We start from the raw sequence: 26,722 nt of genomic DNA, 5'->3' as shown, positions 1-26,722 counted from the left end.
CTCGACCTTCGGAACACGAAGTCGCAGGTGGAGCGGCTGCCGGCGCCCCACCTGTAGGGTCCCGCGCATGAATGGCTCCTCGGGGGAACCGCCCGACCCGGATGCGCAGGACACACGCTCGCGAGAGTACGCGGACCGGCTCCGCACGCTGAGCGCGGCGCGATGGAAGCAGGTCCTCGACGTCCAGCGTCCCTACCGCTGGAACCTGCAACGGCAGGGCCTCGGCCGGACCCTCGACGTCGGCTGCGGCATCGGCCGCAACCTGCTCAACCTCGGCGGTGGCTCCGTCGGGGTGGACCACAACGCGGAGTCGATCGCGGAGTGCCGTGCCCGCGGTCTCGAGGCGTACACGACCGAGGAGTGGCAGGCCGGGCCACCGGTCGCGGTGCCCGGGTCGTTCGACGGCCTGCTCGTCGCGCACGTGCTCGAGCACATCGACCCCGCCCACTGGGAGGGCATCGTCTCGTCCTACCTCCCGTACGTGAAGCCAGGCGGGACGGTCATGATGATCTGCCCGCAGGAGAAGGGCTACACGACCGACGCCACCCACGTGCACTTCACCGACGGCCCCCAGATGGCCGACCTTGCCAAGCGCCTCGGCCTCGCGGTCGAGAAGAGCTACAGCTTTCCCTTCCCGAGACTCGCCGGACGCTTCTTCCCCTACAACGAGTTCTGCGTCGTCGCGCGCAAGCCGGGATGACAACAGCCGGCGGAGACGCTCAACCGTTCCGATGCCGCAGCCGCCGTCGCAGGATACCTGGAAACAGCGACAGCTCGTGGAGGCGTGAGACGACTCGCCGCCTCGCCACGCCGGCGGCGCGGTGCCATCCGCACGCACTGAGCCGCTCCACCATCTCGCGATAGAAGAGCTTTTCGTCGTCGAAGCGCCTGCCCTGGAGGGAGCTGACCGAGGAGGCGCTGTCGTCGTGCCGGCGGTAGCAGAAGGTGACGGCGTCAAGCACGACCAGCTCGGCCCCGTCCAGCACCATGTCCATGATGAAGGCGAGGTCCAAGATGATGGGCAGGTCCGTGCGGAAGGAATGACGATCCACCGCTGCGCCGGCGATGGCGAGCGACGGCCAGTAGAGCCAGTTGCCGCGCATGAGGCTCGTGGCGAGGTCCTCGCCTGAGAGGACCACCGGGCGCGGCCCTGAGGGCGCCAGCCACGCCTTCACCCGTTCGCCCAGCCCGAAGCTGGGTTCGCCGGTGCTGTCGATGACCCGGACCCCAGGCTGGAAGATGGTGGCGTGCGGGTGCCTGGCGCGTGTCGAGCGCAGCTCGGCGACGTAGGTGGGCAGTAGGAGGTCGTCGCCGCCGAGGAACGTCACGAGCTCGCCGTCGGCCACCGTTCGGCAGCGCTCGAAGTTCCGCGTGAGCCCGATGTTCTCGCTGTTGCGCAGGTAGTCGATCCGGGAGTCGGGGTGGTCGGCGTACGTCTCCTGCGCCCGTAGGTCGGGGTAGTGGTCGTCGACGATGGTCAGGCGCCAGTCCGGGTCGGACTGGCCGAGGACGCTGTCGACGGCCCGGTCCAGCAGGTCGGGATCGCCCCAGTAGGGAAGGACGACGTGCAGGAAGGGCACGGTTCGCCCGGGTTCCATCAGGCCTCGCCCATCATCAGCGCCGCGCCCCAGGTCACGGTCCCGAGCGCCAGGAGGGCGTAGCGGCCCCACCGCTGCCGCGTGTCGACGAGCACCGCGGCCGAGAGCAGCGCCCACGGGAGCAGCGACGCGCCGTAGCGGTTGGGGATCGGGATGTAGACGTCCTCCATGACGCCGATGGCGATCGCCAGCGCGGGCGCGGCGAGGACGGCGACGACGACGGTCGCCAGGCCGATGATGCGATGTCCCACGCGCACGCCCTTCGACATCGCCAGTCCGGCCGCTCCGCCGATCGCCAGCAGCGTGCCGACGGCGTACACCGGGAGGCTGGCGGGTCCCGTGGCGTACGGCGCCAGCGCACCCTGGGCCATGAGGGGCAGGAAGTTGCCGAGCTCGAGGACCAGGTGCTTGCTCTCGAGGGGGACGACGAGGCCGAGCGCGGGCTGCGGACCGACGGCCAGTGAGGCTCGGATCCAGAGCCAGATGCCCTGCGCGACGATCGACGCGACTCCGATCGCGATCGCCGTGAGCAGTCGCCGGTCACGCAGGAACGCGCGCACGCGCGTCCGCGCACCGGTGTTCTCGCGGCCCACGTCGACCAGCGTCGCGAGCACCAGCACGGTCGCCGCGACGACAAACCCGATGAGGTTCTGGAGCTTGAAGAGCGTGAAGACAGCGGCGGCGATCGGCAGGAGCACGAGGGACCCGCGCACCCGCTGCAGGGCTCGCACCGTCAGCCAGGCGGCGACCGCACCAGACGCGAGCGCGGTTGCGTCGGTCGAGATGTAGGTGTTGCCCCAGTAGGCGGGCAGCGAGCCGACGAGGACGAGGCCCAAGCCGAGTGCCACGGGGACGGGCGTACGCATCCGACGCATGGCGAGGTAGAGGAAGATGGCTCCGATGCCCAGCCACACGCCGCCGGCGGCGCGGCCGGCGTCGACGAAGTCCACCCCCGCCCAGATCATCGGCTGCGCCAGGATCCGGATGCTCCAGAAGTAGAGCGGGGTGTAGAGGTCGGCTGTGGTGCCGCCGGCGATGGGGTAGCCGATGCTGTTGGGCTTCTTGCACGCGTCGGGGTTGACGCCCATCTCGGGGATGGCGCGGACTCCATGGCAGACCATGTACTGCCGGGCGTACAGAGGCATCTCCGTGCCCTGCCGCACGACGCCCTCGTCGAGCACGGACGCGTAGTAGCCGACGTACTGGTACTCGTCGATCGGCGACATCATCTCGTGCTCGGTGACCTGGTCGGTCGTGAAGACGAGGGATGCCAGCATCAGGACCAGCACCGCCCACCAGTCGTCCCGTCCCCGCCATCGGCGTTCGCGGGCGGGCGCTTCCTCCGTCTCTGCCATGGGCAGGACCCTAACGGCGCGACGGCCCGCCCCTGGAGGTCAGGCCTGGGTGAGGCGACCTGGCGGTCAGGAGGTTGCGCCGGAAGGCTCCGTCCTCCCGCGAGCCCAACTTCTGCGCGTCATGACGGCGAGCACGAGGAGGAGCAGGGCGTTAACCACGATCAGCAGGACGACCATCTGACGCACCGTCTCCATCTGCAACCCCATCAGCAGCATGACCAGCAGCGCCGCCCAGGTGACGAGGGTGGGACCCGTGGCTGCCCTGGCCAGGACCGAGTAGATGAAGAGCTGGACGACCCCCTGGGCGGTGCCCAGCAGCGCGAAGAGCCAGAGCAGGTCCCCGACCTCCGCGAAGTCCGCGCCGCCGACGAACACCAGCGCGAGGCTCGGGAGCAGGGCCGTGACCGCCGCGGCCGACAGGCCCAGCGCGAGGATGATGCCCACGCTCGCGGACAGGGCACGCCGTCTGTTCGCCGTCGTCGACAACGCCGGATACACGCGCACGAGCACCATCTGCGGTAGGAAGAGCACCGCCTTGCTGAGCACGAGCCCGGCGGCGTACAACCCGGACGCCTCACCGGAGAGAGCGTGCCGGGCCACCACCACGTCCAGGTTGCTCAAAGCCATGAAGGCGAGCAGCGCCTGAGCGCCCCTCAGGCTCTCTCCCAGGAGACGCCCTCGCGGGACCGTGGACCGCGTGCGCCATTCCTCGGTGCGAGCCCGCAGGAGCCACCAGCCCAGGGCGACCGGGGCGCACATGCCTGCGACGATCCCCGTTACGCCCCACGCTACGGTCGGTTGCCAGACCAGGAGAGCGGTGCCTACTGCGAGACGAGTGGCTCCGGACGCCGCATACACCCAGGCCAGATCGGCCCACCGGCGCTCGCCCTGCAGTACTCCCGCCTGGCCACCCATGATCGTCAGCGGGACCGCGCCCGCCGCGATCAGGAGTGCAGCGGCCGGACTGTCGAGGCGCAGGATGCTGTCGATCAGCGGGCTGACCACTGCCAGCGCCAGTCCTAGGACAGCCGAAGCAGCGTAGGTGAGGCGCAACGCCGTGTGCGCGATCGAAGCCGCGGCCCCGGGGTCGGCGGCCACCCGGCGCGCCACAGTCGTCTGCAGGCCCAGGGACACCACACTGAGGACGATGAGCACGTTCATCGCCGCGGTGAACGCCCCGAACGAGTCGACACCCAGGTAGCGAGCGGCCAGCACGGTGTGGGCGTACGTCGCCAGGTTGAGAGCCATGGACGCCATCGCCAGGCTGATCTCGGTGCGCATTCGCGCGGCGGTGGATCCGGGACGGGTCCTCATCCGGTGGCGGGAGAACGGCGTGGACCCATGCGAGCACCCTACCGAGCCTCGGCGCGTCGGTGCCCACTGCGTAGCCGGATCGCGGTGCGCTGCACGACGAGGTGGCGCCGGGACGAGGGGTGCACGCGCTAGGCTCGTCAGCCGTGCCCCAGCAGCAGCCAGAGCAGCAGGCTCCACCCGTCCAGCGGCTGCGGGTGCGCTACGCCAAGCGCGGACGGCTCCGGTTCACCAGCCACCGGGACTTCAGCCGGGCCTTCGAGCGGGCGGTGTTCCGCGCCCGGATCCCGATGGCCTACTCCTCGGGGTTCAACCCCCATCCCCGCATCTCCTACGCGGGCGCGGCCCCGACCGGATCGGCGAGCGAGGCGGAGTACCTCGAGCTCGCCCTCGCCGAGGTCGTCGACCCCGCCGAGGTGCACGCCGTGCTCGACGAGGCGCTGCCGCCGGGCCTCGACGTCCTCGAGGTGGTCGCGTCGCCCGGCGGGTCACTGTCCGACCTGCTCGAGGGCAGCCGCTGGCGCATCGAGCTCGGGGTGGACCACGACACGCTCGCCGACGGCGTGACCCGCTTCCTGGCCGCCGACGAGGTGCTCGTCGAGCGCATGACGAAGAAGGGCATGCGCGAGTTCGACGCGCGTCGCGCCGTGGTCTCGCTGGTCGTCGCACCGGCCGACGGAGCGGAGCAGGGCCGCGCGTCGCTCGACGTCGTGCTGCGCCACGGCACGCCTGCCGTACGTCCCGACGACGTCCTGCGGGGCCTCGAGGCCGTCGTGGGCCTGGCACCGGGGCCGGCCCCGCTGATGACCCGGCTGGCCCAGGGACCGCTGCTCGACTCAGGCGAGGTCGGCGACCCACTGGCGCATCGCGCATAGCACTCGTTGTCCGGGGGTGTGCGATACTCGCCACGTTCGACGCCCCGACACCGTCGGGATCCGTCGAGCCGACGACGTTCTCGCCGGCCACACCCGTGGTCGGCACCCCGGGTGGGTGGACGTCACCGGACCGCGACGCGGCCACAGGAGTCGGTGACAGCGACTCCGGCGTGGCCCGGCGACCGCGGCGGGTGGCGCACCGGTCGCCCGGAGACGCACACGCGGAGGGGGTCGCCGCCACTGAAGCTTTGCGTCCCCGGGCTCGTCACACGAGAGCGGCGGACGCCGTATCGGCACCGCCACGGTGCCTGAGGAGCACCACATGCTCGATGACGACCAGCCCGACCGCACCGAAGCAGGCACCGCGGCCCCGGGCGATGCCCCCGCTGCCGCCGACGCCCCGGCTGCACCCGTGGTGACGCGACGCACGCGCAAGTCGCCCGCCAAGAAGGCCGCTGCGGCCGCCCCCGCCTCCCCGGCGGCGCCGGACCCCGACGCTGCGGCCGCCGCCTCGTCCGAGGCGCCGGCCGACCCGCCGGCGAAGAAGACCGCGGCCCGCAAGGCTCCGGCCCGCAAGACGACGACGCGCAAGACCACCGCCAAGCGTGCCGGCGCCCCGGCCGTCGACGCCCCGGCCGTCGACGCCCCGACCGCCGACGCCCCGACCGCCGACGCCCCGACCGTGGTGGCCCCCGAGCTGGAGGCGGCCGTGGAGGCGGCCGAGGCCGCCGAGGTCTCCGCGCCGCCCAAGCGGGCCGCCCGGAAGTCGGCCGCCGCCAAGAAGCCCGCCAAGAAGGCCGCCCCGGGGAGGTCGACGGCCAAGAAGACCGCCGCGTCCCCCGCGGCGGCGGACGCGCCCGCTGACGTCCCCACCGAGACCACCCCCGAGACCGCCGCCGAGACCGCCCCCGACACGCCCACCGAGGCGGCGGCCGCGTCTGCCGACGCCACTCCCGGCGACGCTGCCACCGGGCATGCCGTCCTCTTCCAGGCGCCCGTCGTGACCACCACGCGGCGCGCCCGCAAGAAGCCCACCCCGGTGCCGGTCGAGACGCCCCCCGAGACCGCGGCCGAGGCGCCGGTCGAGACCACGGGCGCGACCCCTGACGTCGACGCGCCGGCAGGGCCGGACGCAGCCGCCAGGCCCGCCCGGAAGACCGCACAGAAGAGGTCGCGCGGCTCGAGGTCAGGCACGACCGGCGGGAGGCCAGCCGGGTCGACCCAAGGCGGCTCCGAGGAGCCGGCCGAGCCGGTCGCCCTCGCGAGCGCGCCCGTGGACGGCGACGAGGAGGCCCTCGACGCCGAGGCAGCCGCGGTCGAGGCGACCGACGCCGCCGCCGAGACCCAGGCCGAGACCCAGGCCGAGACCGACGTCGAGACCGACGCCGACGCCGACGCCGACGCCGAGGCCGACGCCGAGGCCGACGCCGAGACCACCGACGCGGACGAGGACGCCGAGGGCGGGACCGGGCGACGACGTCGTCGTCGCGGGGGCCGCCGCCGGCGCAAGTCCTCGGACAGCGGTGAGGCCGGCGACGCCGCAGCCGGCACGGTCGCGGCCGCGTCCGACGAGGGCGGCACCGAGGCCGCGGACGCGGGCGACGCCGAGGCCGAGACGACGCAGGGCGACGCCATCGAGGGCAACGCCGAGGGCAACGGCGAGGGATCCTCCCGGCGCCGCCGGCGTCGCCGCCGCGCCGGCGACGAGGGCGCGCCGGACGACGACGACGCCAACACCGTGACGCGGGTCCGCAAGACCCGCTCCGCCGAGGACCAGATTACCGCCGTCTCGGGCTCCACGCGCCTGGAGGCCAAGAAGCAGCGCCGTCGCGAGGGCCGCGAGGCGGGCCGTCGCCGTGCGCCGATCGTGAGCGAGGCCGAGTTCCTCGCCCGCCGGGAGTCGGTCGACCGGGTGATGGTGATCCGGCAGCGCCACGACCTCACCCAGATCGGCGTCCTCGAGGACAGGGTCCTCGTCGAGCACTACGTCGCCCGCGAGTCGCAGACGTCGCTCATCGGCAACGTCTACCTCGGCCGTGTGCAGAACGTCCTGCCGTCCATGGAGGCGGCGTTCATCGACATCGGCAAGGGCCGCAACGCCGTCCTCTACGCCGGTGAGGTCAACTGGCAGGCGCTCGGCCACAAGGAGGGCCAGCCCCGCAAGATCGAGTCGGTGCTCTCCAGCGGCCAGATGGTGCTCGTGCAGGTCACCAAGGACCCCGTCGGCCACAAGGGCGCGCGCCTGACCAGCCAGGTCAGCCTCGCGGGCCGCTTCCTCGTCTACGTCCCCGACGGCACCACCTCGGGCATCTCGCGCAAGCTGCCCGACACCGAGCGCAACCGTCTCAAGACCCTCCTCAAGGAGATCGTCCCCGACACGGCAGGCGTCATCGTGCGCACCGCGGCGGAGGGCGCCAGCGAGGAGGAGCTGACGCGCGACGTCGAGCGGCTCAAGGCCCGCTGGGAGGAGATCGAGAAGAAGGCCACCCACAAGGGATCCGGCCCGCAGCTGCTCTACGGCGAGCCCGACCTGACCCTCAAGGTCGTGCGTGACCTGTTCACCGAGGACTTCTCCAAGCTCGTCATCGAGGGCGACGACGCCTGGGACACCGTCCACGGCTACGTCGAGTCCGTGGCCCCGGACCTCGCCGACCGGGTGCAGAGGTTCGAGCGCGGCACCACCGGCGGGGACGTCTTCGCGACCTACCGGATCGACGAGCAGATCGCCAAGGGCCTCGACCGCAAGGTCTGGCTGCCCTCGGGCGGCTCGCTGATCATCGACCGCACCGAGGCCATGACGGTCGTCGACGTCAACACCGGCAAGTTCACCGGCTCCGGCGGCAACCTCGAGGAGACGGTCACCAAGAACAACCTCGAGGCGGCCGAGGAGATCGTGCGGCAGCTCCGTCTGCGCGACATCGGCGGCATCATCGTCGTCGACTTCATCGACATGGTGCTGGAGTCCAACCGCGACCTGGTGGTCCGCCGCCTGGTGGAGTGCCTGGGCCGCGACCGCACGCGCCACCAGGTCGCCGAGGTGACCTCGCTCGGCCTGGTCCAGATGACGCGCAAGCGCATCGGGACCGGCCTGGTCGAGGCGTTCAGCGAGAACTGCGAGCACTGCAACGGTCGCGGGGTCGTCATCAAGGACCAGCCCGTCGACCCCAACGCCAAGTCCGACGACGGCGGCGAGGGCCGCCGCGGCAACCGCCGCCGCGGGCGCCGCGGGTCGGCCGCCGGCGACGACGACAACGCCACCTCGAACGGCAACGGCAGCTCGAACGGCAACGGCAACGGGGGCGCGAGGCCCGCGGAGCCGCTGCAGGCGCCGTCGCCGAAGGACGTCGCCGCCATGGCGCGCCACGACAAGGGCGCCGAGGCGGCCCCGGCCGAGGTGCCGGAAGGCTCCGAGGCACCCGAGCAGCCGGCGCCGGAGCAGTCGGCACCGGAGCAGCCGGCGCCCCAGCAGCAGGCGCCCGAGCAGCAGGCGCCCGAGCAGCAGGCGCCGGAGCAGCAGGCGCCCGAGCCCGAGAAGCCGCGGGTCGTCACGCGCACCCGTCGCCGGGCGGCGAGCCGTCCTGCGGGCCCGCCGGCCGTCCCGGCGACGTCCGGTGTCGGCACGGTGCCTGTCTCGGGCGTCGTGGAGCCCGGCACCGTGGCCGTCGAGCCGGCCCACGCCCCGGTCGAGGAGCCGGCCGTGGACGCGCCTGCCGTCGAGCACGTCCCGATCAAGAAGAAGGGCACGCGCAAGCGCTGATCCCGGGGGAGGGGGCCCGGTGCCCACCTGACGCCGTTTTGCCCGGTCGCCACCCGATCCCGTAGTCTTGACCCTCGGTGTTCGCACCATCCTGCGCGCCCGCCCCGCGGCGTACTCGCCCGAAGTCCAGGCGGTGTCGTGCGCAGACCCCCAGCACAAGATCGAAGTCCTGAGTTTTCGCAGTCTGACGAGGAGAGTGAGTCGCCGTGTACGCAGTCGTGCGCGCTGGCAGCAAGCAGCAGAAGGTTGCCGTGGGCGACGTCATCAACATCGACAAGACCGGGGCGGCGCAGGGTGACACCCTGACGCTCCCGGTCGTGATGGTCGTGGACGGCGAGAAGGTCACCGCGACCGGTCTCGACCAGGCCTCGGTCACCGTCGAGGTCACGGGCGCCGCCAAGGGCCCGAAGATCGTCATCCAGAAGTACAAGAACAAGACCGGCTACAAGAAGCGCCAGGGTCACCGCCAGAAGTACACCCAGGTCAAGGTCACCGACATCTCCCTCTGAGCCCCGCTCGAGGTCGACGACTCCCGACTCATCACGAAGGACTGAACAATGGCTCACAAGAAGGGTGCCGCGAGCACCAAGAACGGTCGTGACTCCAACGCGCAGCGCCTCGGCGTCAAGCGCTTCGGCGGCCAGGTCGTGGGCGCCGGCGAGATCATCGTCCGCCAGCGCGGCACGCACTTCCACCCGGGCACCGGCGTGGGCCGCGGCGGCGACGACACGCTGTTCGCCCTGCAGGCCGGCGCCGTCGAGTTCGGCACCCGCCGCGGTCGTCGCGTCGTCAACATCGTCCCCGGCGAGTGACGTCACCGCGACACTGAGCACTCTCTGCGAAGGGCGTCCCTGTCTGGGGGCGCCCTTCGTGCTTCATAACCACTGACTAGGAACCGTTCCATGGCCCTCCCCACGTTCGTCGACCACGTCACCCTGCACGTCGCCGCCGGACGAGGCGGCAACGGCGTGGCCTCGGTGCACCGCGAGAAGTTCAAGCCGCTCGGCGGTCCCGACGGCGGCAACGGCGGGCCGGGCGGGTCGGTCATCCTGCAGGTCGACACCAGCGTCACCACGCTCGTCGACTACCACCACAGCCCGCGGCGCCGCGCCGAGCACGGCGGCCACGGCGCCGGCGGCCACCGCAACGGCGCCCACGGCAAGGACCTCGTGCTGCCCGTCCCGGACGGCACGCTGGTCAAGGACGCGGAGGGCAACGTGCTCGCCGACCTCGTCGGCGCCGGCACGACGCTCGTGGTCGCCCAGGGCGGCCGCGGCGGCCTCGGCAACGCGGCGCTCGCCTCGTCGAAGCGCAAGGCCCCCGGCTTCGCCCTGCTCGGCGAGCCCGGCGACGAGCTCGACGTACGGCTCGAGCTCAAGGTCGTGGCCGACATCGGCCTCGTCGGCTTCCCGAGCGCCGGCAAGTCCTCGCTCATCGCAGCGATCTCGCGGGCGCGGCCCAAGATCGCCGACTACCCGTTCACCACCCTGGTGCCCAACCTGGGGGTGGTCACGGCAGGCGAGACGACGTTCACCGTCGCCGACGTGCCCGGCCTCATCGAGGGGGCCGCGGAGGGCCGCGGGCTCGGCCACGACTTCCTGCGCCACATCGAGCGCTGCGCGGCGCTGGTGCACGTGGTCGACAGCGCCTCCATCGAGCCCGGCCGCAACCCCCTCGACGACCTCGACGTGATCGAGGGCGAGCTGGCGCGCTACGGCGGGCTGGAGGACCGGCCCCGGCTCGTCGCGCTCAACAAGGTCGACGTCCCCGACGGCCGGGACATCGCCGACATGGTCGTCGACGACCTGCGCGAGCGCGGCCTGCGGGTCTTCGAGGTCAGCGCCGCGTCGGGTGCCGGCCTGCGCGAGCTGACCTTCGCCATGGCCGAGATCGTCACCGCAGCACGTGCGGAGCGGCCGGCCGTGGAGGCCCAGCGCATCGTGCTGCGGCCCGCGGCGGTCGACGGCGGCGCCGACTTCGAGGTCGTCGAGACCGACGAGGGCTGGCGCGTGCGCGGCACCAAGCCCGAGCGGTGGGTGCGCCAGACCGACTTCAGCAACGACGAGGCGGTCGGCTTCCTCGCCGACCGGCTCAACCGCCTCGGCGTCGAGGAGAGGCTCGTCGCGCTCGGTGCGCAAGAGGGCGACACGGTCATCATCGGGCCGGAGCGCAACGCCGTGGTCTTCGACTTCAAGCCCAGCATCGAGGCCGGTGCCGAGATGCTCGGCCGCCGGGGCGAGGACCAGCGCTTCGACGAGTCCAGGCCCGCCTCGCAGCGCCGTCGCGAGATCGACGAGGCGATGGAGTCCAAGGCCGAGGAGGAGGCCCGCGCCGACGTGGCCCGCCGCCTCGACACGGCCAAGGGCAGGAAGGGCCGCTCGCGCAGCACCGGCAGCTCGGGCGTCGGCCCGATGGCGTACGAGATCGGCGGCAAGGACGACCCCGACTGGGGCGGGGAGCAGGACGACGCGTGAGCGACCGCGATGAGCTGGTGCGTGCTGCTCGGCGCATCGTCGTCAAGGTCGGCTCGTCGTCGCTGACCACCGCCGCCGGTGGCATCGACCCCGCCCGTGTACGCCAGCTCGTCGAGGTCCTTGCCGCGTCGAAGGATGGGGGAGCCGAGGTCGTCCTGGTGTCGTCCGGCGCCATCGCCGCGGGCCTCGCGCCGCTCGGGCTGAGCAGGCGTCCGCGCGCGCTCGCCGCGCAGCAGGCCGCCGCGTCGGTGGGTCAGGGCCTGCTCGCCCACCGCTACCAGGAGGAGTTCGCCCGGCACGGCATCGTGACCGGCCAGGTGCTGCTCACCGTCGACGACGTCACCCGCCGCGCCCACTACCGCAACGCGCACCAGACCTTCGCCAAGCTGCTCGAGCTCGGCGTCGTGCCGATCGTCAACGAGAACGACACCGTGGCCACCTCCGAGATCCGCTTCGGTGACAACGACCGGCTCGCCGCGCTCGTCGCGCACCTCGTCCACGCCGACCTCCTCGTGCTGCTCTCCGACGTCGACGGCCTCTACGACGGGCCGCCGTCGCGCGCCGGCTCGCGGCTGGTGCCGCTCGTGCGCTCCGACGACGACCTGGCGGCGGTGACCATCGGGTCCGCCGGCGCGGCCGGCGTCGGCACGGGCGGCATGACCACCAAGGTCGACGCCGCCCGCATCGCCACCGGCGCCGGCATCGACGTGGTGCTCACCTCGGCCGAGCAGGCCGCGGCCGCCCTGTCGGGCGCGGAGGTGGGCACCCTCTTCCGGGCCACCGGCAGGCGTCGCCCCACCCGCCTGCTCTGGCTGGCGCACGCCACGTCGGGGCAGGGCACGCTGACCCTCGACGCCGGGGCCGTCCGCGCCGTGGTCGAGCGCCGCGCGTCCCTCCTCGCAGCCGGTGTCACCGCGGTCGACGGCGGCTTCGTCGCCGGCGACGCGGTGGACCTGCTCGGCCCCGACGGGTCCCTCGTGGCCCGCGGCCTGGTGAACTTCGACGCCGACGAGCTGCCGACCCTCCTTGGCCGCTCGACCCGCGAGCTGAAGGCGGCGCTGGGAGCGGCGTACGAGCGCGAGGTCATCCACCGCGACGACCTGGTGGTCCTGTAGGGCTGGTGGTCCTGCAGGGCTGGTGTCCTGCAGGGCTGGTGGTCCTGAAGGGGCTGCCGGCCCCCGCGCCGTCGTCGCCACCCCTGTCCGTCCTCCCACACCTCGGGTAACGCCACCGTCCGCGCACTCCCGCCCCGACCGGTGGGGGCGGGAGCGCGCAGGTGGTGGCGTTACCCGGACGGCAGGCAGGACGGCCGGGACGATGGCGGGCCGACTGGCGCCGGCGCGTAGGCTTGGCAGGCCATGAGCCAGTCCCTCGTCTACCTCGACCACGCCGCGACGACGCCGATGCTGCCGGTCGCCGTCGAGGCCATGACCCGGCAGCTCACCGGGGTGGGCAACGCGAGCTCGCTGCACGCCTCCGGGCGCGGGGCGCGCCGGGTCGTGGAGGAGTCGCGCGAGACCATCGCGGGGATGATCGGCGCCCGACCGGGTGACGTCGTGTTCACCTCCGGCGGCACCGAGTCCGACAACCTCGGGGTCAAGGGCGTCTTCTGGGCCCGACGTGCGGAGGACCCGCGCCGTACGCGCATCCTGTCCACGGCGATCGAGCACCACGCGGTGCTCGACACCCTCCACTGGCTCGCGGCCAGCGACGCCGCCGACGTCGAGCTGCTGCCCGTGACCGCCGAGGGCGTCCTCGAGGTGGAGGCGCTGCGCGAGTCCATCGCCCGCGACCCGGCCTCGGTGGCGCTGATCTCGGTGATGTGGGCCAACAACGAGGTGGGCTCGCTGCAGCCCGTCGAGCAGGTCGTAGAGCTCGCGGCGGCGCACCGCATCCCGGTGCACACCGACGCGGTGCAGGCGGTCGGCCACGTGTCCGTCGACTTCGGCGAGTGCGGCGTGGACGCCCTCACCTTCACCGGCCACAAGCTGGGCGGCCCGATCGGCGTGGGTGCGCTGGTCGTGCGCCGCGACCTGGAGGTCAGCGCCCTCGTGCACGGCGGCGGGCAGGAGCGCGACATCCGCAGCGGCACGCTCGCCGTGCCGGCCATCGCCGGCCTCGCCGCAGCGGTGGAGGAGTCGGTGAAGAACCAGCACGACCACGCGGTGCGCGTCGCCGAGCTGCGCGACGACCTGGTCCGCCGGGTCGTCGAGGTCGTCCCCGACGCCCACCTGCACGGCACCCCGCCCGGACCGCTGCGCCTGCCCGGGAACGCCCACATCGGCTTCCCCGGCTGCGAGGGCGACTCCCTGCTCATGCTCCTCGACGCCCGCGGCATCGAGTGCTCGACCGGCTCGGCGTGCTCGGCGGGCGTGCCGCAGCCCTCGCACGTGCTGCTGGCGATGGGCTGCGACGAGGACCAGGCCCGCCACTCGCTGCGGTTCTCCCTGGGGCACAGCAGCACGCCGGCCGACGTCGACGCCCTGGTGGCGGCGATCGGTCCGGTCGTCGAGCGCGCCCGGGCCGCCAAGGCGCGCTGATGCGGGTCGTCGCCGCCATGTCCGGCGGGGTGGACTCCGCCGTCGCCGCCGCGCGCGCCGTCGAGGCCGGCCACGACGTCACGGGCGTCCACCTCGCGCTGAGCCGCAACCCGGCGTCGTACCGCTCCGGCGCCCGCGGCTGCTGCACCATCGAGGACAGCAACGACGCGCGTCGCGCCGCCGACGTCATCGGCATCCCGTTCTACGTCTGGGACCTCTCCGACCGCTTCCACGAGGACGTCGTGGAGGACTTCATGGACGAGTACGCCGCCGGGCGCACGCCGAACCCGTGCCTGCGGTGCAACGAGAAGATCAAGTTCGCGGCCGTCCTCGACCGCGCGCTCGCGCTCGGCTTCGACGCGGTCGCGACCGGTCACTACGCCCAGCTGCGCACCGGCGCCGACGGCCTCGTCGAGCTGCACCGCGCCACCGACCACGGCAAGGACCAGTCCTACGTCCTGGGCGTCCTCGACCAGCAGCAGCTGCGGCACTCGCTCTTCCCGCTCGGCGACACCGACAAGCCGGCCGTGCGCCGGGAGGCCGAGGCGCGCGGCCTGCTGGTCGCCGACAAGCCGGACTCCCACGACATCTGCTTCGTGGCCGACGGCGACAACGCCGGCTGGCTGCGCGAGAAGCTCGGGGACCGGGCGCCCAACCACGGAGGCGACATCGTCGACGCCACCACCGGCGAGAGGGTGGGCAGCCACACGGGCACCTACGGCTTCACCATCGGCCAGCGTCGGGGCCTGCGGCTCGGCGTGCCGGCCCCCGACGGGAAGCCGCGCTTCGTGCTCGACATCGAGCCGGTCAGCGGCACCGTCACCGTCGGCCCGCGGGAGCGGCTGGCGGTCGACCACGTCGCCGGGATCCGCCCGCGCTGGTGCGGCACCGTCCCGGACCGGCTGGAGGGCACCGTGCAGCTGCGTGCGCACGGCCGCGAGCACCGGGCGGTAATCACCGTCGACGGCGACGAGGTCGCGATCGACCTGCTCGAGCCCGCCGAGGGCATCGCGCCCGGCCAGGCAGCGGTGATCTACGACGGCACGCGGGTCGTCGGATCGGCCACCATCGCCGCGACCCGGCCCGCCGGAGCACCTGCATGAGCGACCTCGGCGCGCGGGCCGGTGCGCTGCTCGGCCCGCGCCACCGGGCGTACGTCGTCGCGCTGGTCACTCCGGCCGCGGCGGAGGTCGACGCGGTGGGGACCGGCGACCTGGGCGTCCACGCCGACGTCGAGCTCGGCTCGGTGAGCAAGGGGGTCACCGGACTGCTGTGGCGCGATGCCCTGGCCCGCGGCGAGCTCGCCGAGGGGACGGTGCTCGGCGAGCACCTCGACGTCCCGGAGCAGCTGGCGGGCACCCGTCTCTCCGCTCTCGCCACGCACAGCGCCGGACTGCCCCGGCTCGCCGGCGTCGACGTGCTGCGGCGCTCGTGGGAGCTGTGGCGCGAGGGCCGCAACCCCTACCGCGAGGACCTCGCCGGGCTCCTCGCACAGCTCGACGGGGTGAAGGTGGCGCGGCGACCGCGGCCCGCCTACTCCAACCTCGGCTTCGAGCTGCTCGGCCACGCGGTGGCGGCGGCGGCCGGGATGCCGTACGCCGACCTGGTCGCCGCACGCATCGCCGTGCCGCTCGGCCTCACCGACACCTACGTGGCCACCTCCGTCGAGGACCTGCGACCCGGCGCGGTCGCCGCGCGCGACCGCAGGGGCCGCGAGGTCGAGGCCTGGACGGGGGAGGCCGTCGGGCCCGCCGGGGGAGTGCGGTCCTCGGCCACCGACCTCGCGGTGCTGCTGGGCGCCATGCTCGACCGCACGGTCGCCGGCGCCGACGCGCTCGACCCGGTCGCGCCGTTCGCCGGCAGGATGCGCATCGGCGCGGGCTGGCTCACCGGCGACCTGCTGCGCCGCACCGTGACCTGGCACAACGGCGGCACCGGCGGCTTCCGGTCGTTCGTCGGGATCGACCGCGACCACGGCGTCGGGGTCGCCCTGGTCAGCGCGTCCACCCGCTCGGTCGACGGAGCGGCGGCCCGCCTGCTCGCGGAGGCGGGTGACCGTCCATGACGGCCGCCACCGGCATCGGCTCGATGCCCGGCACCCACGACGCCGACCACGCCGAGGCGGTCCGGCTCGTCCTCGGCGAGCTGCCCGGTCTGCCGCACGTCCCCGAGGTCCCCGGACGGGGCGTCGCGGCCGCCATGACCGGCCGCGGCCTGGCCGTGGTGGAGGGGCTCGCCGCCGACCTGCAACCCGCCGGCTGGCGGCTCACCGACACCAGCGGGGTCGATCACCGCCGTGCCCGGTCGCTCCTCGCGCAGGACCTGGACACGGTGGAGGAGCTGGCGCAGGGCTACGAGGGCACCTTCAAGACCCAGGTCGCCGGCCCGTGGACGCTGGCCGCGACGGTCGAGAAGCCGCGCGGCGACAAGGTGCTGAGCGACCACGGCGCCCGGCGCGAGCTGGCGCAGGCGCTCGCCGAGGGCGTGGGCGGCCACCTGGCCGACCTGCGGCGGCGGATCCGCGGCGTCGACCGGTGGGTGGTGCAGGTCGACGAGCCGGCCCTGGCCGCAGTGGTGGCGGGGCAGGTGCCCACCGCGAGCGGCTTCGGCCGGCACCGCAGCGTCGACCTGCCCGAGGCGTCGGCGCACCTGGAGTGGGTGGTCGCAGCGATCGCCGACGCGGGAGCCGAGGCGTGGGTGCACTCGTGCGCCCCCGAGACCCCGTGGTCCCTCGTCGCCGGCACCGGGGTCGCCGGGCTGTCCGCCGACCTCGACGTGCTGGGGCCCGCCGACCTCGACACCTTCGCCGAGGCGCTCGAGGCCGGGCTCACGGCCGCGCTCGGCGTGGTCCCCTCCACCGACCCGGCCACCGGGCCGTCGGACGCGCGGGTCACCGAGCGCGTCCAGCGCTGGCTCGACATGCTGGGCCTGGACCCCGAGGCGGTGGGGCAGCGCCTCGTCGTCACACCGTCGTGCGGCCTCGCGGGGGCCACGCCGGCGTGGGCCGCTCGGGCCCTGCGGCTCGCCGCGACGGTCGCGCGGAACCTCTGACCGCCGCGTCGGCGCGGTCGAGCCGGCGCACGACCGCGTCGGCGTGCAGGAGCCGCACGGCCACGAGGGCGCAGGCCATCGTCCCGGCGACCAGCGGCAGCAGCTCGGTCGGCCGCAGCACCAGGGCGTCGACGAACGCGTGCCGCCACCACACGTGGCGCACCGGCACGTACATCTCGTCCGAGATCGCTCCCGGCGCGATCAGCACCACCTGCAGCACCGCGACGGGGACGAACCAGCGCCGGGCGCGCCCGGCCAGGTGCGGTGAGGCCAGCGCGAGCGCGGGCGCGAGGCACACGACGAGCTCCAGGCTCGTGCGGTAGCCGTAGAAGTGGTCCCCACCGCTGAACCGGTTGAGGACCGCCTGGCTGAGCGTGTACGCCGCGCCGCCCGCCACCAGCCACCGGCTCCAGTCGGGCAGGTCGTGCCGCCGGCGCCACGCGGTCGGGCCGAGCACCAGCAGCAGCGGGCACCACCACAGCAGCCCCCGGTCCGCGGACAGCACGAAGCCGAGGTGGTTGAGCGGGTCGAGGGCGTGGTGGGCAGCCGCGCGGGTGAAGTCACCGGCGCGGTAGCCGGACGTGGGGTCCCAGGAGCCGTACATCCAGCGCGTCCACACCGACACCGTCCCGAGGGCGGCGACGGCGACGAGCCCCACCCGCGCCGCGATTGCCGGCCTGCGCCGCGACCAGGCCAGGCCGAGGCCGACGACGGCGCAGATGACGGCCGCGTGGAGCCGTCCCCACAGCAGCACGCCGCCGAAGACACCGGCCAGCCGCCACCTGCCGCGGTCGGCGGCCCAGGCGGTGCCCACGATCCCCAGCGTCGTGAGGGTGTGCGGCCAGATGGCGTCGGCGGACACCGACCACACGGGTGTCGCGAAGCCGAGCAGGGAGGCGGCGACCAGCGCTCGACGGGTGCCGATGTGCTCGCGCAGGAGCAGGAGGAACAGCACCACGGCGGTGGCGCTGAGGAGCGCGGCGGTCACCGCGCCGGGGAGCGGGTCGACCGTCGCGGGCCGGGCGAGCGCGTACGCCGGGACGACGGCCGCGATCACGCCCGGTGCCCGGCCCACGGCCTCGCGACCGTCGGCCGTCGCCACGATCCACGTCTCGCGGATGACGTTGTCGTCGAGCAGCGGGAAGTCGGCGATGTCGGGCACCGGGTCGCCGGTGAGCGCGATGTGCCGGGCGGCGAAGTCCGCGGCGAAGGCGTCGGGGCTCGGGGCGGGGTTCGTCGTCAGCAGGTACACGCCGGCGACGACGCCGAACAGCAGGACCGGGACCAGGTGGCGGAGGGGCCTGCGCGGCATGCGCGCCATTCTCCGGTCCCGCCGGTCCTGCTGCGAGGGGTGCGGCCGAGCGCTCGCCCACCGTTCGCCGGCCCGTCACCTGGGCGACCGTCCGGGGTACCGCCACCCGCCTAGCGTCCGGCGGGTGAAGCTCGTGGTGCAGGTGCCGTGCCTCAACGAGGAGGAGACCCTCCCGCTCGTGCTCGCCTCGATCCCGTCGTCGGTCCCGGGCGTCGACGAGGTCGTCGTGGTCGTCATCGACGACGGGAGCAGCGACCGCACCGTGGAGGTGGCGCGCTCCTTCGGCGTCACCGAGATCGTGCGCCACCACCGCAACCAGGGCCTGGCGCGCTCGTTCACCGACGGCGTCAACCACGCCCTGGCGATCGGCGCGGACATCGTCGTCAACACCGACGGCGACAACCAGTACCCGCAGGAGCGGATCGCCGACCTGGTCCGGCCGATCCTGCGCGGTGAGGCCGACATCGTGATCGCGGACCGGCAGGTCGGGCTCATCGAGCACTTCTCGCCCGGCAAGAAGGCACTGCAGCGCCTGGGCTCCCAGGTGGTCAACGTCGCCGCGCGCACCGAGCTGCCGGACGCCGCGAGCGGCTTCCGCGCCTACTCGCGCGAGGCGCTGATGCGGCTCAACACGGTGACCCGCTTCTCCTACTGCATGGAGACGATCATCCAGGCGGGCAACAAGAACCTCGCCATCGCCAGCGTGCCGGTGCTGACCAACCCGAAGACGCGCGAGTCCCGGCTGTTCTCCTCCACCCGGCAGCACGTGTTCCGCTCCGGCGCCGCCATCGTGCGGGCCTACGTGATGTACCGCCCCTACGTCATCTTCGGGGTGATGGCCGCCCTGTTCGGCGTGCTCGGGCTCGCGCCGTTCGCGAGGTACGCCGTGCTGGCCGCGACCGGCGACGGCGGCGGGCACGTGCAGTCGCTGCTGGTCGGCGCCGCCCTCATCGTGATGTCGTCGCTGTGCCTGATGCTGGGCATCGTCTCCGACCTCATCCGCACCAACCGTGCGCTCATCGAGGCCAACCTCGAGCACACCAAGCGTGCGAGGTTCGACATCCTGCGGGTGCCGACGACGCCTGCGATCACGTCCGTCGCCGGGGCGAACGGAGCCGTCCGGTGAAGGGGCTCTACGTCCGCAGCGCCCGCGCCGCCGCCGTCCCGCTGCGCGCCGCGGGCGTCCTGGACCGGCTCGAGCGCCGCGCCCCACGGTCGCGGGCGGCGACCTGGGCGGCCTCGCTGCTGGCGATCCACGACGTCGACGGGCTGCACCGGCTCGACGTGCCGTGGTGGACCTTCGACTCCGCCGACCGCGTCGCGCGGTGGCTGCGGGAGCACCCGGGCGCCCGCGTCTTCGAGTGGGGATCCGGCGCCTCGACGCTGTGGCTGGCGGCCCGTGCGGGCGAGGTGCACTCGGTCGAGCACCACGCGGGCTGGGCCGAGGTGCTGGCTCCCCGGCTGCCGCGCAACGTCGAGCTGCGTGTGGTCGAGCCGGTCGCGACCGCGGCGCCGGCCGTGCCCTCGGCCAAGCGGGGCCACGCCGGACTCGACTTCGCGGGCTACGTCGCCGCCATCGACGACGTCCCCGGCCGGTTCGACGTCGTGGTCATCGACGGGCGCGCCCGCGAGGCGTGCCTGGCGCGAGCCGTCGACCGGCTGGCGCCGGGCGGCCTCGTCGTCTTCGACAACGTCGACCGGCGGCGCTACGTCGCCGCGATCGAGCGCACCCTCGCGGGGGCGGGGGACCGGCTGGCGGTGACCATGACGCGAGGTCTGACGCCCGCGCTGCCGTACCCGACGCGCACCGCGCTGCTGCACGCGGCGGGCGCCGCCTCCGGGGTGCCGTGAGCCGCGGACGGCTGCTCACGGCCGCCCGCTGGCTCTTCGTGCTGCTCACCCTGGCGGGGGCGTGGTGGGGCCTGCGCGGGCGCTGGGCCGACGTCGCGGACGGACTGGGGCAGACGGGGCCGTCGCGGCTGCTGGCGGCCGCCGGCCTGACCGCGGCCGGCGTCGCCACGACCGGTGTGGTGTGGCGGCTGCTGCTGCGCTGGATCGGCTCCGACGTGGGCCCGCGCGACGCGGCGGCGGTCTTCTTCGTCGGCCAGCTCGGCAAGTACGTCCCGGGTTCGGTGTGGAGCATCGCCGTCCAGGCGCAGCTCGGACGCCGGCACGGCGTGCCCACCCGCTCGAGCGTCACCGCGTCCTCAGTCTTCCTCCTGGCGCACACCGCGACCGGGTTGCTGCTCGGCGGCCTCCTCGCGCTGGCCGGCGCGCTGCCCGGGCCGTCGTACGGCCTTGCTGCGCTGGCGGTGGCCGCGGGCGCGGTCGCGCTCGCGCCGCCCGTGCTGCGTCGCCTGGCCGACCGCCTCGCCGGCCGCGGCACCCGGTTCGGCGTGCGCGAGCTCGGGACGACCTGCGTGCTGATGGCCGTCGTGTGGGTCGGCTACGGCGCTGCGCTGCTCCTGCTCGTGCCCGGCTCGTCGGCCCCGCCCCCGCTCGGCACCGCCGTGGCGGCCTTCGCGCTGGCGCACGCCGCGGGGGTCCTGGTCGTCTTCGCGCCCGCCGGCGTCGGGGCGCGCGAGGGCGTGCTGGTCGCCCTGCTCGCCCCCCTGGTCGGGCTCCCGGGTGCCGCCGCCGTCGCGCTGCTCTCACGGGTGACGCACGCGGTGGCCGACTTCGCCGTCGCGGGACTGGCGGCGTGGTGGGCGCGGCCGCGCCGCGCCGTGCTCGGAGCCCGGGAGCCCGCGCGTGCCGGCGGCCGCTGAGCGCATCCCGCAGCCCGGCACGGAGCACCCCGTCCGGCAGAGGCCCGACCGTGCCGCGGCATGGCTGGTGGCCGTCGTGGTCGCGGCCCTGGTGGTGCGCCTCGTCGGGCTCCGCCACGGCCTGCCGCACGCCTACAACGCCGACGAGGAGCTCCACTTCGTCCCGCACGCGGCGGCGGCCGCCGACGGCGACTGGTCGACGGGCTACTTCGAGAACCCCACCGGCCTGACCTACCTGCTCGCCCTGGTCTTCCGCGCCGCCCTGCCCGGTGACGACGCGACCGCGCTGCTCGCCGACGACCCCGGGCTGGTGCTCACGGTCGCCAGGCTGGTGGTCGCGGTGCTCGGCACCGCCACGGTCCTCGTCGTCGGTCTCGCCGGCCGTCGCGCCTTCGGTGCAGCGGCGGGCACGTGGGCGGCCGCGTTCGTCGGCCTGTCGTTCCTGCCCGTCTTCTACGCCCACCACGCCCTCAACGACGCGGCCACCATGCTGCCGGTCGCGCTGGGCCTGCTCGCGTGCCTGCGCCTGCACGAGCACGGCGGCACGGCGACGGCGGCCGTCGCCGGCGCGGCGATCGGCGTCGCCACGGGCACGAAGTACCTCGCGGCCCCGATGGTCGCCGTGGTGGCCCTGGCGCTGGCAATGCGCGTCGCCGCCGGCCGCCAGCGGCTCGCCTCGGGCCTGCGCGACCTCGGGGTGGCGGCCGTCGCGTGCCTCGTCGGCCTGCTCGCCCTCAACCCGTTCGTGGTGGTGCACGCCGGCACGTTCTGGCGCCAGGTCACGGGCCAGTCCGCGCAGGCCGCCACGGGCAAGCTCGGGCAGACCGGCTCGGCCTGGCTCGGGTATCCCGCCACCCTGCTGTGGGGCCTGGGGCTCGTGCCGGTGCTGCTGGCGATCGGCGGTCTCGCGCTCGCCTGGCGGCGCGAGCGCCAGAAGGCCGTGCTGCTGCTCGCCCTGCCGGTCCTGCTGTACCTGTGGATGGCCAGCCACGACCGGTGGTTCGCCCGGTGGATGCTGCCCGCCTATCCCGCCCTCGCGGTGCTGGCCGGACTCGGGGCCGCGCGCACGGCGGACGCGCTGCGGCGACGGCTGCGCGGGCGCACGCGACCGGTCGCGACCGCGCTGTTGGCCGTGGTGGCGCTGGCCCAGCCGGTCGCCGGCGTCGTGCGCAGCGACCGGTTGCTGCTGAGCACCGACACCCGCGCCGAGGCGCTGGCCTTCCTGGTCCGCCAGCCCGGCGGAGGTCGCATCGTGGTCGAGCCCGCCGTGCCCGAGTCGTACCGCCGCGAGCTGCGTGCCGCCGGGTGGCAGCTGTTCCCGGTGGAGCGGCCCTTCCAGCGCTACGAGATCGGCCTGCATCCCGGGCTGCTGGACACCTACCGCGCCGCGGGGAGGTGCTGGGTCATGGTGAACAGCCACCAGCGCGACCGGGGACTCGCCGCGGGCCTCACGGACGCGGCGGCGTACTACGCCCGGCTGGCCGCCGAGGGCCGGCGCGTGCTCGCCGTGTCGCCGTACGAGCCCGGTGTCATCCGCCCCGAGTTCTCCTACGACTTCAGCTTCAACTACTACCCGTCCTCCTACGACCGTCCCGGTCCGGTCGTCGAGCTGCACCGGCTCGACGACTGCGCAGCCGCCCCGGTGCGCACCGGGCCGACGTACGACACGAGAGGAACACCGTGACCGACGAGGAACGCCCGGGATCGCTGCGCTCGCACCGCACCGGCCGCACCGGCGCCCGGGGCCGCGTCGCCCGCTTCGCCGCCCGCCCCGACGCCGTGCCGCTGCTCGCCGGGCTCCTGCTCCTCCTGGTGGGGGGACAGGTCGCGCTGATCCACACGGTCCCCAGCTGGGCCAACGACGAGCCGGCGCACCTCGGCTACGTCGCCGCGCTCGCCGCCGGTGACCTGCCGACCATCGAGTCGGACATCGTCGACGACCCCGACCGGTTCCCGCGGACGGCCGAGGAGCTGCGCGGTCGCGACGAGGAGCACGGCGACATCTGGACGGCCAACCACCCGCCCCTGTTCCACCTCGCGATGGTGCCGGTCTGGTGGGCGCTGTCCGACGTCAACCAGAGCGGCATGGTCATCACGATGCGCCTGGCCAACACCCTGGGCTTCGCCGTCTGGCTCGTCCTGGTCGGTGCCCTGGCACGCCAGCTCGTGCCGGGCCGACCGGCTGTCGCGGCGCTGGCGGTGCTGGTCGCCGCCGCGCCCACCCTGGTGCTGCGCTCGGCGTTCCTCCAGAACGACGGATGGGCCTCGGCCTCGGCGGTGCTGCTGCTCCTGGTGTCGGTGCGCATGCTGCGCGAGGAGGTGACGCCGCAGCGCGTGGCGGCGGCGGTCGTCGCCGGCACCGTCGCCGCCGGCACCCGCGCGCAGGGCGTCCTCGTGGTGGCTCTCTGCGCGGTGTTCCTGCTCGTGGTCCTGGCGCGTCGGTCGGGCGGGACGGCGGCGGGGTGGCGTCGGGCACTGGTGGTGGCGGGCGCGGTCGGCGGGGTCCCCGCAGCGGCGTTCGGCTGGTTCTTCGTGCGCAACCGCGTGCTCTACGGCGACTTCACCGCCCAGGACGCCCTCCTGGAGAAGTTCGAGCGGGCACCCGTCGCGACGTGGGGCCAGCTCGACCAGGTGCGCGGCCTGGAGCAACCCCTGACGGGCGCCGCGCTGCTCGTCGTCGTGGGAGTGGTGCTGGTTCCCGCGGCGCTGGTGCGGTCGGTGCGCCGGCACGGCGTGCGCCTCGACGCCGTGTGGATCCTCCTGACGCTGCATGCGGTGCTCACCCTCTACAGCATCGTCACGTTCGTCCTCGCCGGTGGCGGGTTCCACGACCGCTACGTGATGCAGGCCGTGCCCCTCCTGGCCACGGTCGTGGCCGTCGGCATGCTCGAGGTCGCCCGCTGGGGGGCCCCGCCGCCGTCGGCCTCGGCGTCCGCCGAGCGCCGGGACTGGTGGGTGGCCAGCGCGTGGGCGGCGGTCCTCCTCGTCTGGCTCGGCGCGACGATGGCGTGGCTGGAGCACCGCCACGTGTTCAGCCGCCAGGAGTTCTCGCCGGTCGACGGGCCGGTCCCCGACCTCCTGGTCGTGCTCGCGGTGGCCGTGGGGGCGGCCGCCGTGGCCGTCATGGTGATCCGGGCACGCAACGTCGCCGTGGGCGGGCCGGCACCCGTCCGGCGCCCGCCTCCACCGCGGCACCCCCACCCGCTCCCGCAGCGCCGCGCGCACCGGAGCGGCTCGCGCCCGGTGCCCGCGCCCCGCTCAGTGGACGACGACGCCCTCGGGCGCCTCGTCGGTGGCCAGCTCGTCGTGGTGGACGTCGAGGAAGAGCCACACGATCACCGAGGCGGCCAGCATCATCAGTGAGCCCACCAGGAAGGCGTGCGTCGCGCCATCGGCGAAGCCCACCACTGCGGCGAGTCCGCCGAGCTGCTCGGGCGAGAGCTGTCCCTGGGCGGCCGCGGCGACCTGCGGGGCGGCCTCCTCGGCGCGTGCGGTGCTGAAGTGCAGCGCCACCGTGCTGAGCGTCGCCAGCCCGAGCGCGCCCCCGACCTGCTGCATGGTGTTGAGCACGCCCGAGCCGATGCCGGAGTCCTGGGCGCGGAGGCGGTGGACCGCCACCAGGGTGAGGGGCACGAAGTTGAGGCCCATGCCGAAGGCCATCAGCACGATGAACGGCAGGACGTGGGTCCAGTAGTCGACGTCGGCGCCGAGGAAGCCGCCGTCCGCGGTGGCGGACAGGATGCCCGAGGCGCTCTGCGGCACGTCGAGGCGGCTGAAGCCGAACAGCGCGATCGCCGACAGGATCGTCCCCACGCCGGAGAGGTAGCGCGGGTCGACGTGGCTGATCAGCTTCGAGGCGGCCGTCGCCGAGATGATCATCGCGATCGAGAACGGCAGGAACGCGAACCCGGTGTGCAGCGGCGAGTAGCCCACGACCAGCTGGATGAACAGCGAGAGGAAGAAGAACATCGCGAACATCGCCGCCGGGACGATCATCATGACCGCGAACGCGACCGCGCGGTTGCGGCTGGCGAAGATGCGGAACGGCAGGAGCGGGTGCTGCACGCGCGTCTCGACCACCGCGAACAGCGCCAGCAGCGCGACGCCGAGCACCAGGCTGACGATGGTGCTCGGGGCGTCCCAGCCGTACGCCTCCTCGCCGGCGCGGCTCAGGCCGAAGACGATGGCGAGCAGGCCGGCCGTGCCGGTGATGGCGCCGGGGACGTCGAGCTCTCCCTCGTGGCGCTCGGACTCGTCGAAGAACCGCGGGGCGAACAGGGCGGCGCCCAGCCCGATCGGCACGACGATGAGGAAGGTGTAGCGCCACCCCTCGATGCCGAGCGGGTCCTCGAGGCCGGTGAGCCAGCCGCCGAGGATGAGGCCGACGGCGGCCCCCACGCCCGCCATCGCGGCGTACACGGCGAAGGCCCGGTTGCGCTCGCGGCCCGCCGGGAACGTGGTGGCGATCAGCGCCAGCGCGGCGGGGGAGGCGAGCGCGGCGCCGAGTCCCTGGAACGCGCGGGCGCCGAGCAGCATCGCCTCGTTCTGGGCGAACCCGCCCACGAGGGAGGCGACGGCGAAGAGCAGGACGCCAACGATGAAGATGCGGCGGCGGCCCATCAGGTCGGCGAGCCGGCCGCCGAGCAGCAGGAAGCCGCCGAAGGTGAGGGCGTAGCCGGTGACGATCCAGGTCAGGTTGGCCTGGCCGATGTCGAGGTCGCGGCCGATGTAGGGGAGGGCGATGTTGGCGATGGTGCTGTCGAGCACCACCATCAGCTGCGCCAGGGAGATGAGCACGAGCGCCCAGCGGAGGCGCTTGTGCTGCTCGGGGGTCACCTCGTCGGCGAGAGCCAGGTCGGTCATGGGACTTCCTTCGGGAGAGCGTGCGGGTCGAGTCGAGGTCGAGTGGGGTGGACCGGGGCCGGCGGTCAGGACGGCCGGGAGGGGCGGGACCCGGACGCGACCGGGCCGTGGAGGGCGGCCGGCAGCACGACCTCGTCGAGCACGCGCCCGACGAGCTCGGGCGTCACGGCGTCGCCGAGGAGGAACGCGCGGTGCAGGACGATCCCGGCGAGGGCGGGCGCGAGGACCGCCAGGTCGGCGTCCGGGTGCACCTCGCCGCGCTCGCGTGCGCGCTCGTAGATCGCGCGGGACGTCTCGATCTTGGGGCCGATGAAGTCGCGCCGGTAGACCTCGGCGAACTCCGGGTCGCGGGCCATCGCGGTCACCACTGCGGAGAGGACCGACCGGGCGAGCGGGTCGCCGAGGCCGCCGTCGCCGCCGCAGTAGGCCGCGAGGAGGTCGCCGCGGAGGCTGCCAGTGTCGGGGACGACGGACTCGCCCTTGTGGGCCAGGATCGCGGCGACGACGAGCTCCGGCTTCCCCTTCCAGCGGCGGTAGAGCGTCGCCTTGGACGCCTTGGCGCGGGTGGCGACGGCGTCCATGGTCAACAGGTCGTAGCCCACCTCGTCGAGGACCTGGAGGGTCGCCTGGTAGATCTCCATCTCGCGCTCGCCCGCCACGCGCGGGCGGGTGCCGGTCTCCGTCGGGGTCATGCGTCCTCTCCGATCAGTGAAACGAAACCGTTTCGTTTCGCCCAACGCCGCGGGCGGCCCGGTCTATTCCGACGGAACGCCTGCGTTTCGTCCGGTCCAGACCAGGGCGCGGCCGGCCGTCGCGGC

At 74.0% G+C, this 26,722-nt stretch carries 22 protein-coding genes; 16 read left to right on the top strand and 6 right to left on the bottom strand.

Features of this window, described 5'->3' with window-relative positions; genetic code table 11:
- The first annotated feature begins 67 nt into the window (after nt 1-67).
- A complete protein-coding gene (locus tag J3P32_RS02945; RefSeq protein ID WP_210438364.1) occupies nt 68-700 on the top strand; it encodes a class I SAM-dependent methyltransferase in 633 nt (210 codons plus the stop codon).
- 19 nt (nt 701-719) lie between these two features.
- Here the strand turns inward: J3P32_RS02945 and J3P32_RS02940 are convergent, their stop codons facing one another.
- From J3P32_RS02940 to J3P32_RS02930, 3 genes are all read right to left on the bottom strand, one after another.
- Nucleotides 720-1,598: a glycosyltransferase family 2 protein gene (locus J3P32_RS02940; RefSeq protein ID WP_210438363.1), complete on the bottom strand. Its 879-nt coding sequence runs from the start codon at nt 1,596-1,598 to the stop codon at nt 720-722.
- Entirely contained in the window at nt 1,598-2,953 is a 1,356-nt protein-coding gene (locus tag J3P32_RS02935; RefSeq protein WP_210438362.1) for a hypothetical protein, read from the bottom strand. The genes J3P32_RS02940 and J3P32_RS02935 overlap by 1 nt, the downstream gene beginning before the upstream one ends.
- A 66-nt stretch (nt 2,954-3,019) precedes the next feature.
- Nucleotides 3,020-4,234 carry a lipopolysaccharide biosynthesis protein gene (locus J3P32_RS02930; protein ID WP_210438361.1) on the bottom strand — a complete coding sequence of 405 codons (1,215 nt, stop codon included), beginning with the start codon at nt 4,232-4,234 and terminating at the stop codon, nt 3,020-3,022.
- Between the two features lie 176 nt (nt 4,235-4,410).
- Here J3P32_RS02930 and J3P32_RS02925 point away from each other — a divergent pair, with 176 nt between their 5' ends.
- From J3P32_RS02925 to J3P32_RS02880, 10 genes are all read left to right on the top strand, one after another.
- Complete coding sequence (locus tag J3P32_RS02925) at nt 4,411-5,139, top strand: TIGR03936 family radical SAM-associated protein (protein WP_210438360.1); 729 nt, start codon at nt 4,411-4,413, stop codon at nt 5,137-5,139.
- Nucleotides 5,140-5,461: 322 nt separating this feature from the next.
- A complete protein-coding gene (locus J3P32_RS02920) occupies nt 5,462-8,896 on the top strand; it encodes an Rne/Rng family ribonuclease (protein WP_210438359.1) in 3,435 nt (1,144 codons plus the stop codon).
- Nucleotides 8,897-9,102: 206 nt separating this feature from the next.
- The gene (rplU, locus tag J3P32_RS02915; protein WP_210438358.1) at nt 9,103-9,405 is read left to right on the top strand and encodes a 50S ribosomal protein L21; all 303 of its coding nucleotides are present in this window, start codon (nt 9,103-9,105) and stop codon (nt 9,403-9,405) included.
- Between the two features lie 48 nt (nt 9,406-9,453).
- Nucleotides 9,454-9,708, top strand: a complete 255-nt coding sequence (gene rpmA / locus J3P32_RS02910; protein ID WP_210438357.1) for a 50S ribosomal protein L27 — start codon at nt 9,454-9,456, stop codon at nt 9,706-9,708.
- Between the two features lie 90 nt (nt 9,709-9,798).
- On the top strand, nt 9,799-11,370 hold the full coding sequence (gene obgE, locus J3P32_RS02905; RefSeq protein ID WP_210438356.1) for a GTPase ObgE: 1,572 nt from the start codon (nt 9,799-9,801) through the stop codon (nt 11,368-11,370).
- Nucleotides 11,367-12,485, top strand: a complete 1,119-nt coding sequence (proB, locus tag J3P32_RS02900) for a glutamate 5-kinase (protein ID WP_210438355.1) — start codon at nt 11,367-11,369, stop codon at nt 12,483-12,485. The genes obgE and proB overlap by 4 nt, the downstream gene beginning before the upstream one ends.
- A gap of 243 nt (nt 12,486-12,728) precedes the next feature.
- A complete protein-coding gene (locus tag J3P32_RS02895) occupies nt 12,729-13,910 on the top strand; it encodes a cysteine desulfurase family protein (protein WP_210438354.1) in 1,182 nt (393 codons plus the stop codon).
- Nucleotides 13,910-15,013, top strand: a complete 1,104-nt coding sequence (mnmA, locus tag J3P32_RS02890) for a tRNA 2-thiouridine(34) synthase MnmA (protein ID WP_210438353.1) — start codon at nt 13,910-13,912, stop codon at nt 15,011-15,013. The genes J3P32_RS02895 and mnmA overlap by 1 nt, the downstream gene beginning before the upstream one ends.
- Nucleotides 15,010-15,975 (top strand): serine hydrolase domain-containing protein, encoded by a 966-nt coding sequence (locus J3P32_RS02885; RefSeq protein ID WP_210438352.1) that lies wholly within the window; start codon nt 15,010-15,012, stop codon nt 15,973-15,975. Before mnmA ends, J3P32_RS02885 begins: the two co-directional genes overlap by 4 nt.
- The gene (locus J3P32_RS02880) at nt 15,972-16,961 is read left to right on the top strand and encodes a uroporphyrinogen decarboxylase/cobalamine-independent methonine synthase family protein (protein WP_210438351.1); all 990 of its coding nucleotides are present in this window, start codon (nt 15,972-15,974) and stop codon (nt 16,959-16,961) included. Before J3P32_RS02885 ends, J3P32_RS02880 begins: the two co-directional genes overlap by 4 nt.
- On the opposite strand, the gene J3P32_RS02875 is transcribed toward J3P32_RS02880, so the two are convergent.
- The gene (locus J3P32_RS02875; protein ID WP_210438350.1) at nt 16,873-18,273 is read right to left on the bottom strand and encodes a hypothetical protein; all 1,401 of its coding nucleotides are present in this window, start codon (nt 18,271-18,273) and stop codon (nt 16,873-16,875) included. The genes J3P32_RS02880 and J3P32_RS02875 overlap by 89 nt on opposite strands.
- A 124-nt stretch (nt 18,274-18,397) precedes the next feature.
- Here J3P32_RS02875 and J3P32_RS02870 point away from each other — a divergent pair, with 124 nt between their 5' ends.
- From J3P32_RS02870 to J3P32_RS02850, 5 genes are read left to right on the top strand one after another with little or no spacing between them, the layout of a single operon-like run.
- The gene (locus J3P32_RS02870) at nt 18,398-19,399 is read left to right on the top strand and encodes a glycosyltransferase family 2 protein (RefSeq protein WP_210438349.1); all 1,002 of its coding nucleotides are present in this window, start codon (nt 18,398-18,400) and stop codon (nt 19,397-19,399) included.
- On the top strand, nt 19,396-20,124 hold the full coding sequence (locus J3P32_RS17625) for a class I SAM-dependent methyltransferase (protein ID WP_210438348.1): 729 nt from the start codon (nt 19,396-19,398) through the stop codon (nt 20,122-20,124). Before J3P32_RS02870 ends, J3P32_RS17625 begins: the two co-directional genes overlap by 4 nt.
- Nucleotides 20,121-21,041 (top strand): lysylphosphatidylglycerol synthase domain-containing protein, encoded by a 921-nt coding sequence (locus J3P32_RS02860; RefSeq protein ID WP_210438347.1) that lies wholly within the window; start codon nt 20,121-20,123, stop codon nt 21,039-21,041. Before J3P32_RS17625 ends, J3P32_RS02860 begins: the two co-directional genes overlap by 4 nt.
- A complete protein-coding gene (locus J3P32_RS02855) occupies nt 21,025-22,725 on the top strand; it encodes a glycosyltransferase family 39 protein (RefSeq protein WP_210438346.1) in 1,701 nt (566 codons plus the stop codon). Before J3P32_RS02860 ends, J3P32_RS02855 begins: the two co-directional genes overlap by 17 nt.
- Entirely contained in the window at nt 22,722-24,404 is a 1,683-nt protein-coding gene (locus J3P32_RS02850; RefSeq protein WP_210438345.1) for a DUF2142 domain-containing protein, read from the top strand. Before J3P32_RS02855 ends, J3P32_RS02850 begins: the two co-directional genes overlap by 4 nt.
- Here J3P32_RS02850 and J3P32_RS02845 read toward each other — a convergent pair.
- Both J3P32_RS02845 and J3P32_RS02840 read right to left on the bottom strand, forming a co-directional pair.
- Entirely contained in the window at nt 24,300-25,904 is a 1,605-nt protein-coding gene (locus J3P32_RS02845) for a DHA2 family efflux MFS transporter permease subunit (protein ID WP_210438344.1), read from the bottom strand. The two genes, J3P32_RS02850 and J3P32_RS02845, sit on opposite strands and share 105 nt — an antisense overlap.
- Nucleotides 25,905-25,969: 65 nt before the next feature.
- A complete protein-coding gene (locus J3P32_RS02840) occupies nt 25,970-26,596 on the bottom strand; it encodes a TetR/AcrR family transcriptional regulator (protein ID WP_210438343.1) in 627 nt (208 codons plus the stop codon).
- Nucleotides 26,597-26,722: the final 126 nt, after the last annotated feature.

It is taken from the genome of Nocardioides xinjiangensis (genome assembly GCF_017916385.1).
Lineage (GTDB): Bacteria > Actinomycetota > Actinomycetes > Propionibacteriales > Nocardioidaceae > Nocardioides > Nocardioides xinjiangensis.
This window is presented reverse-complemented; position numbering and strand designations above follow the sequence as displayed.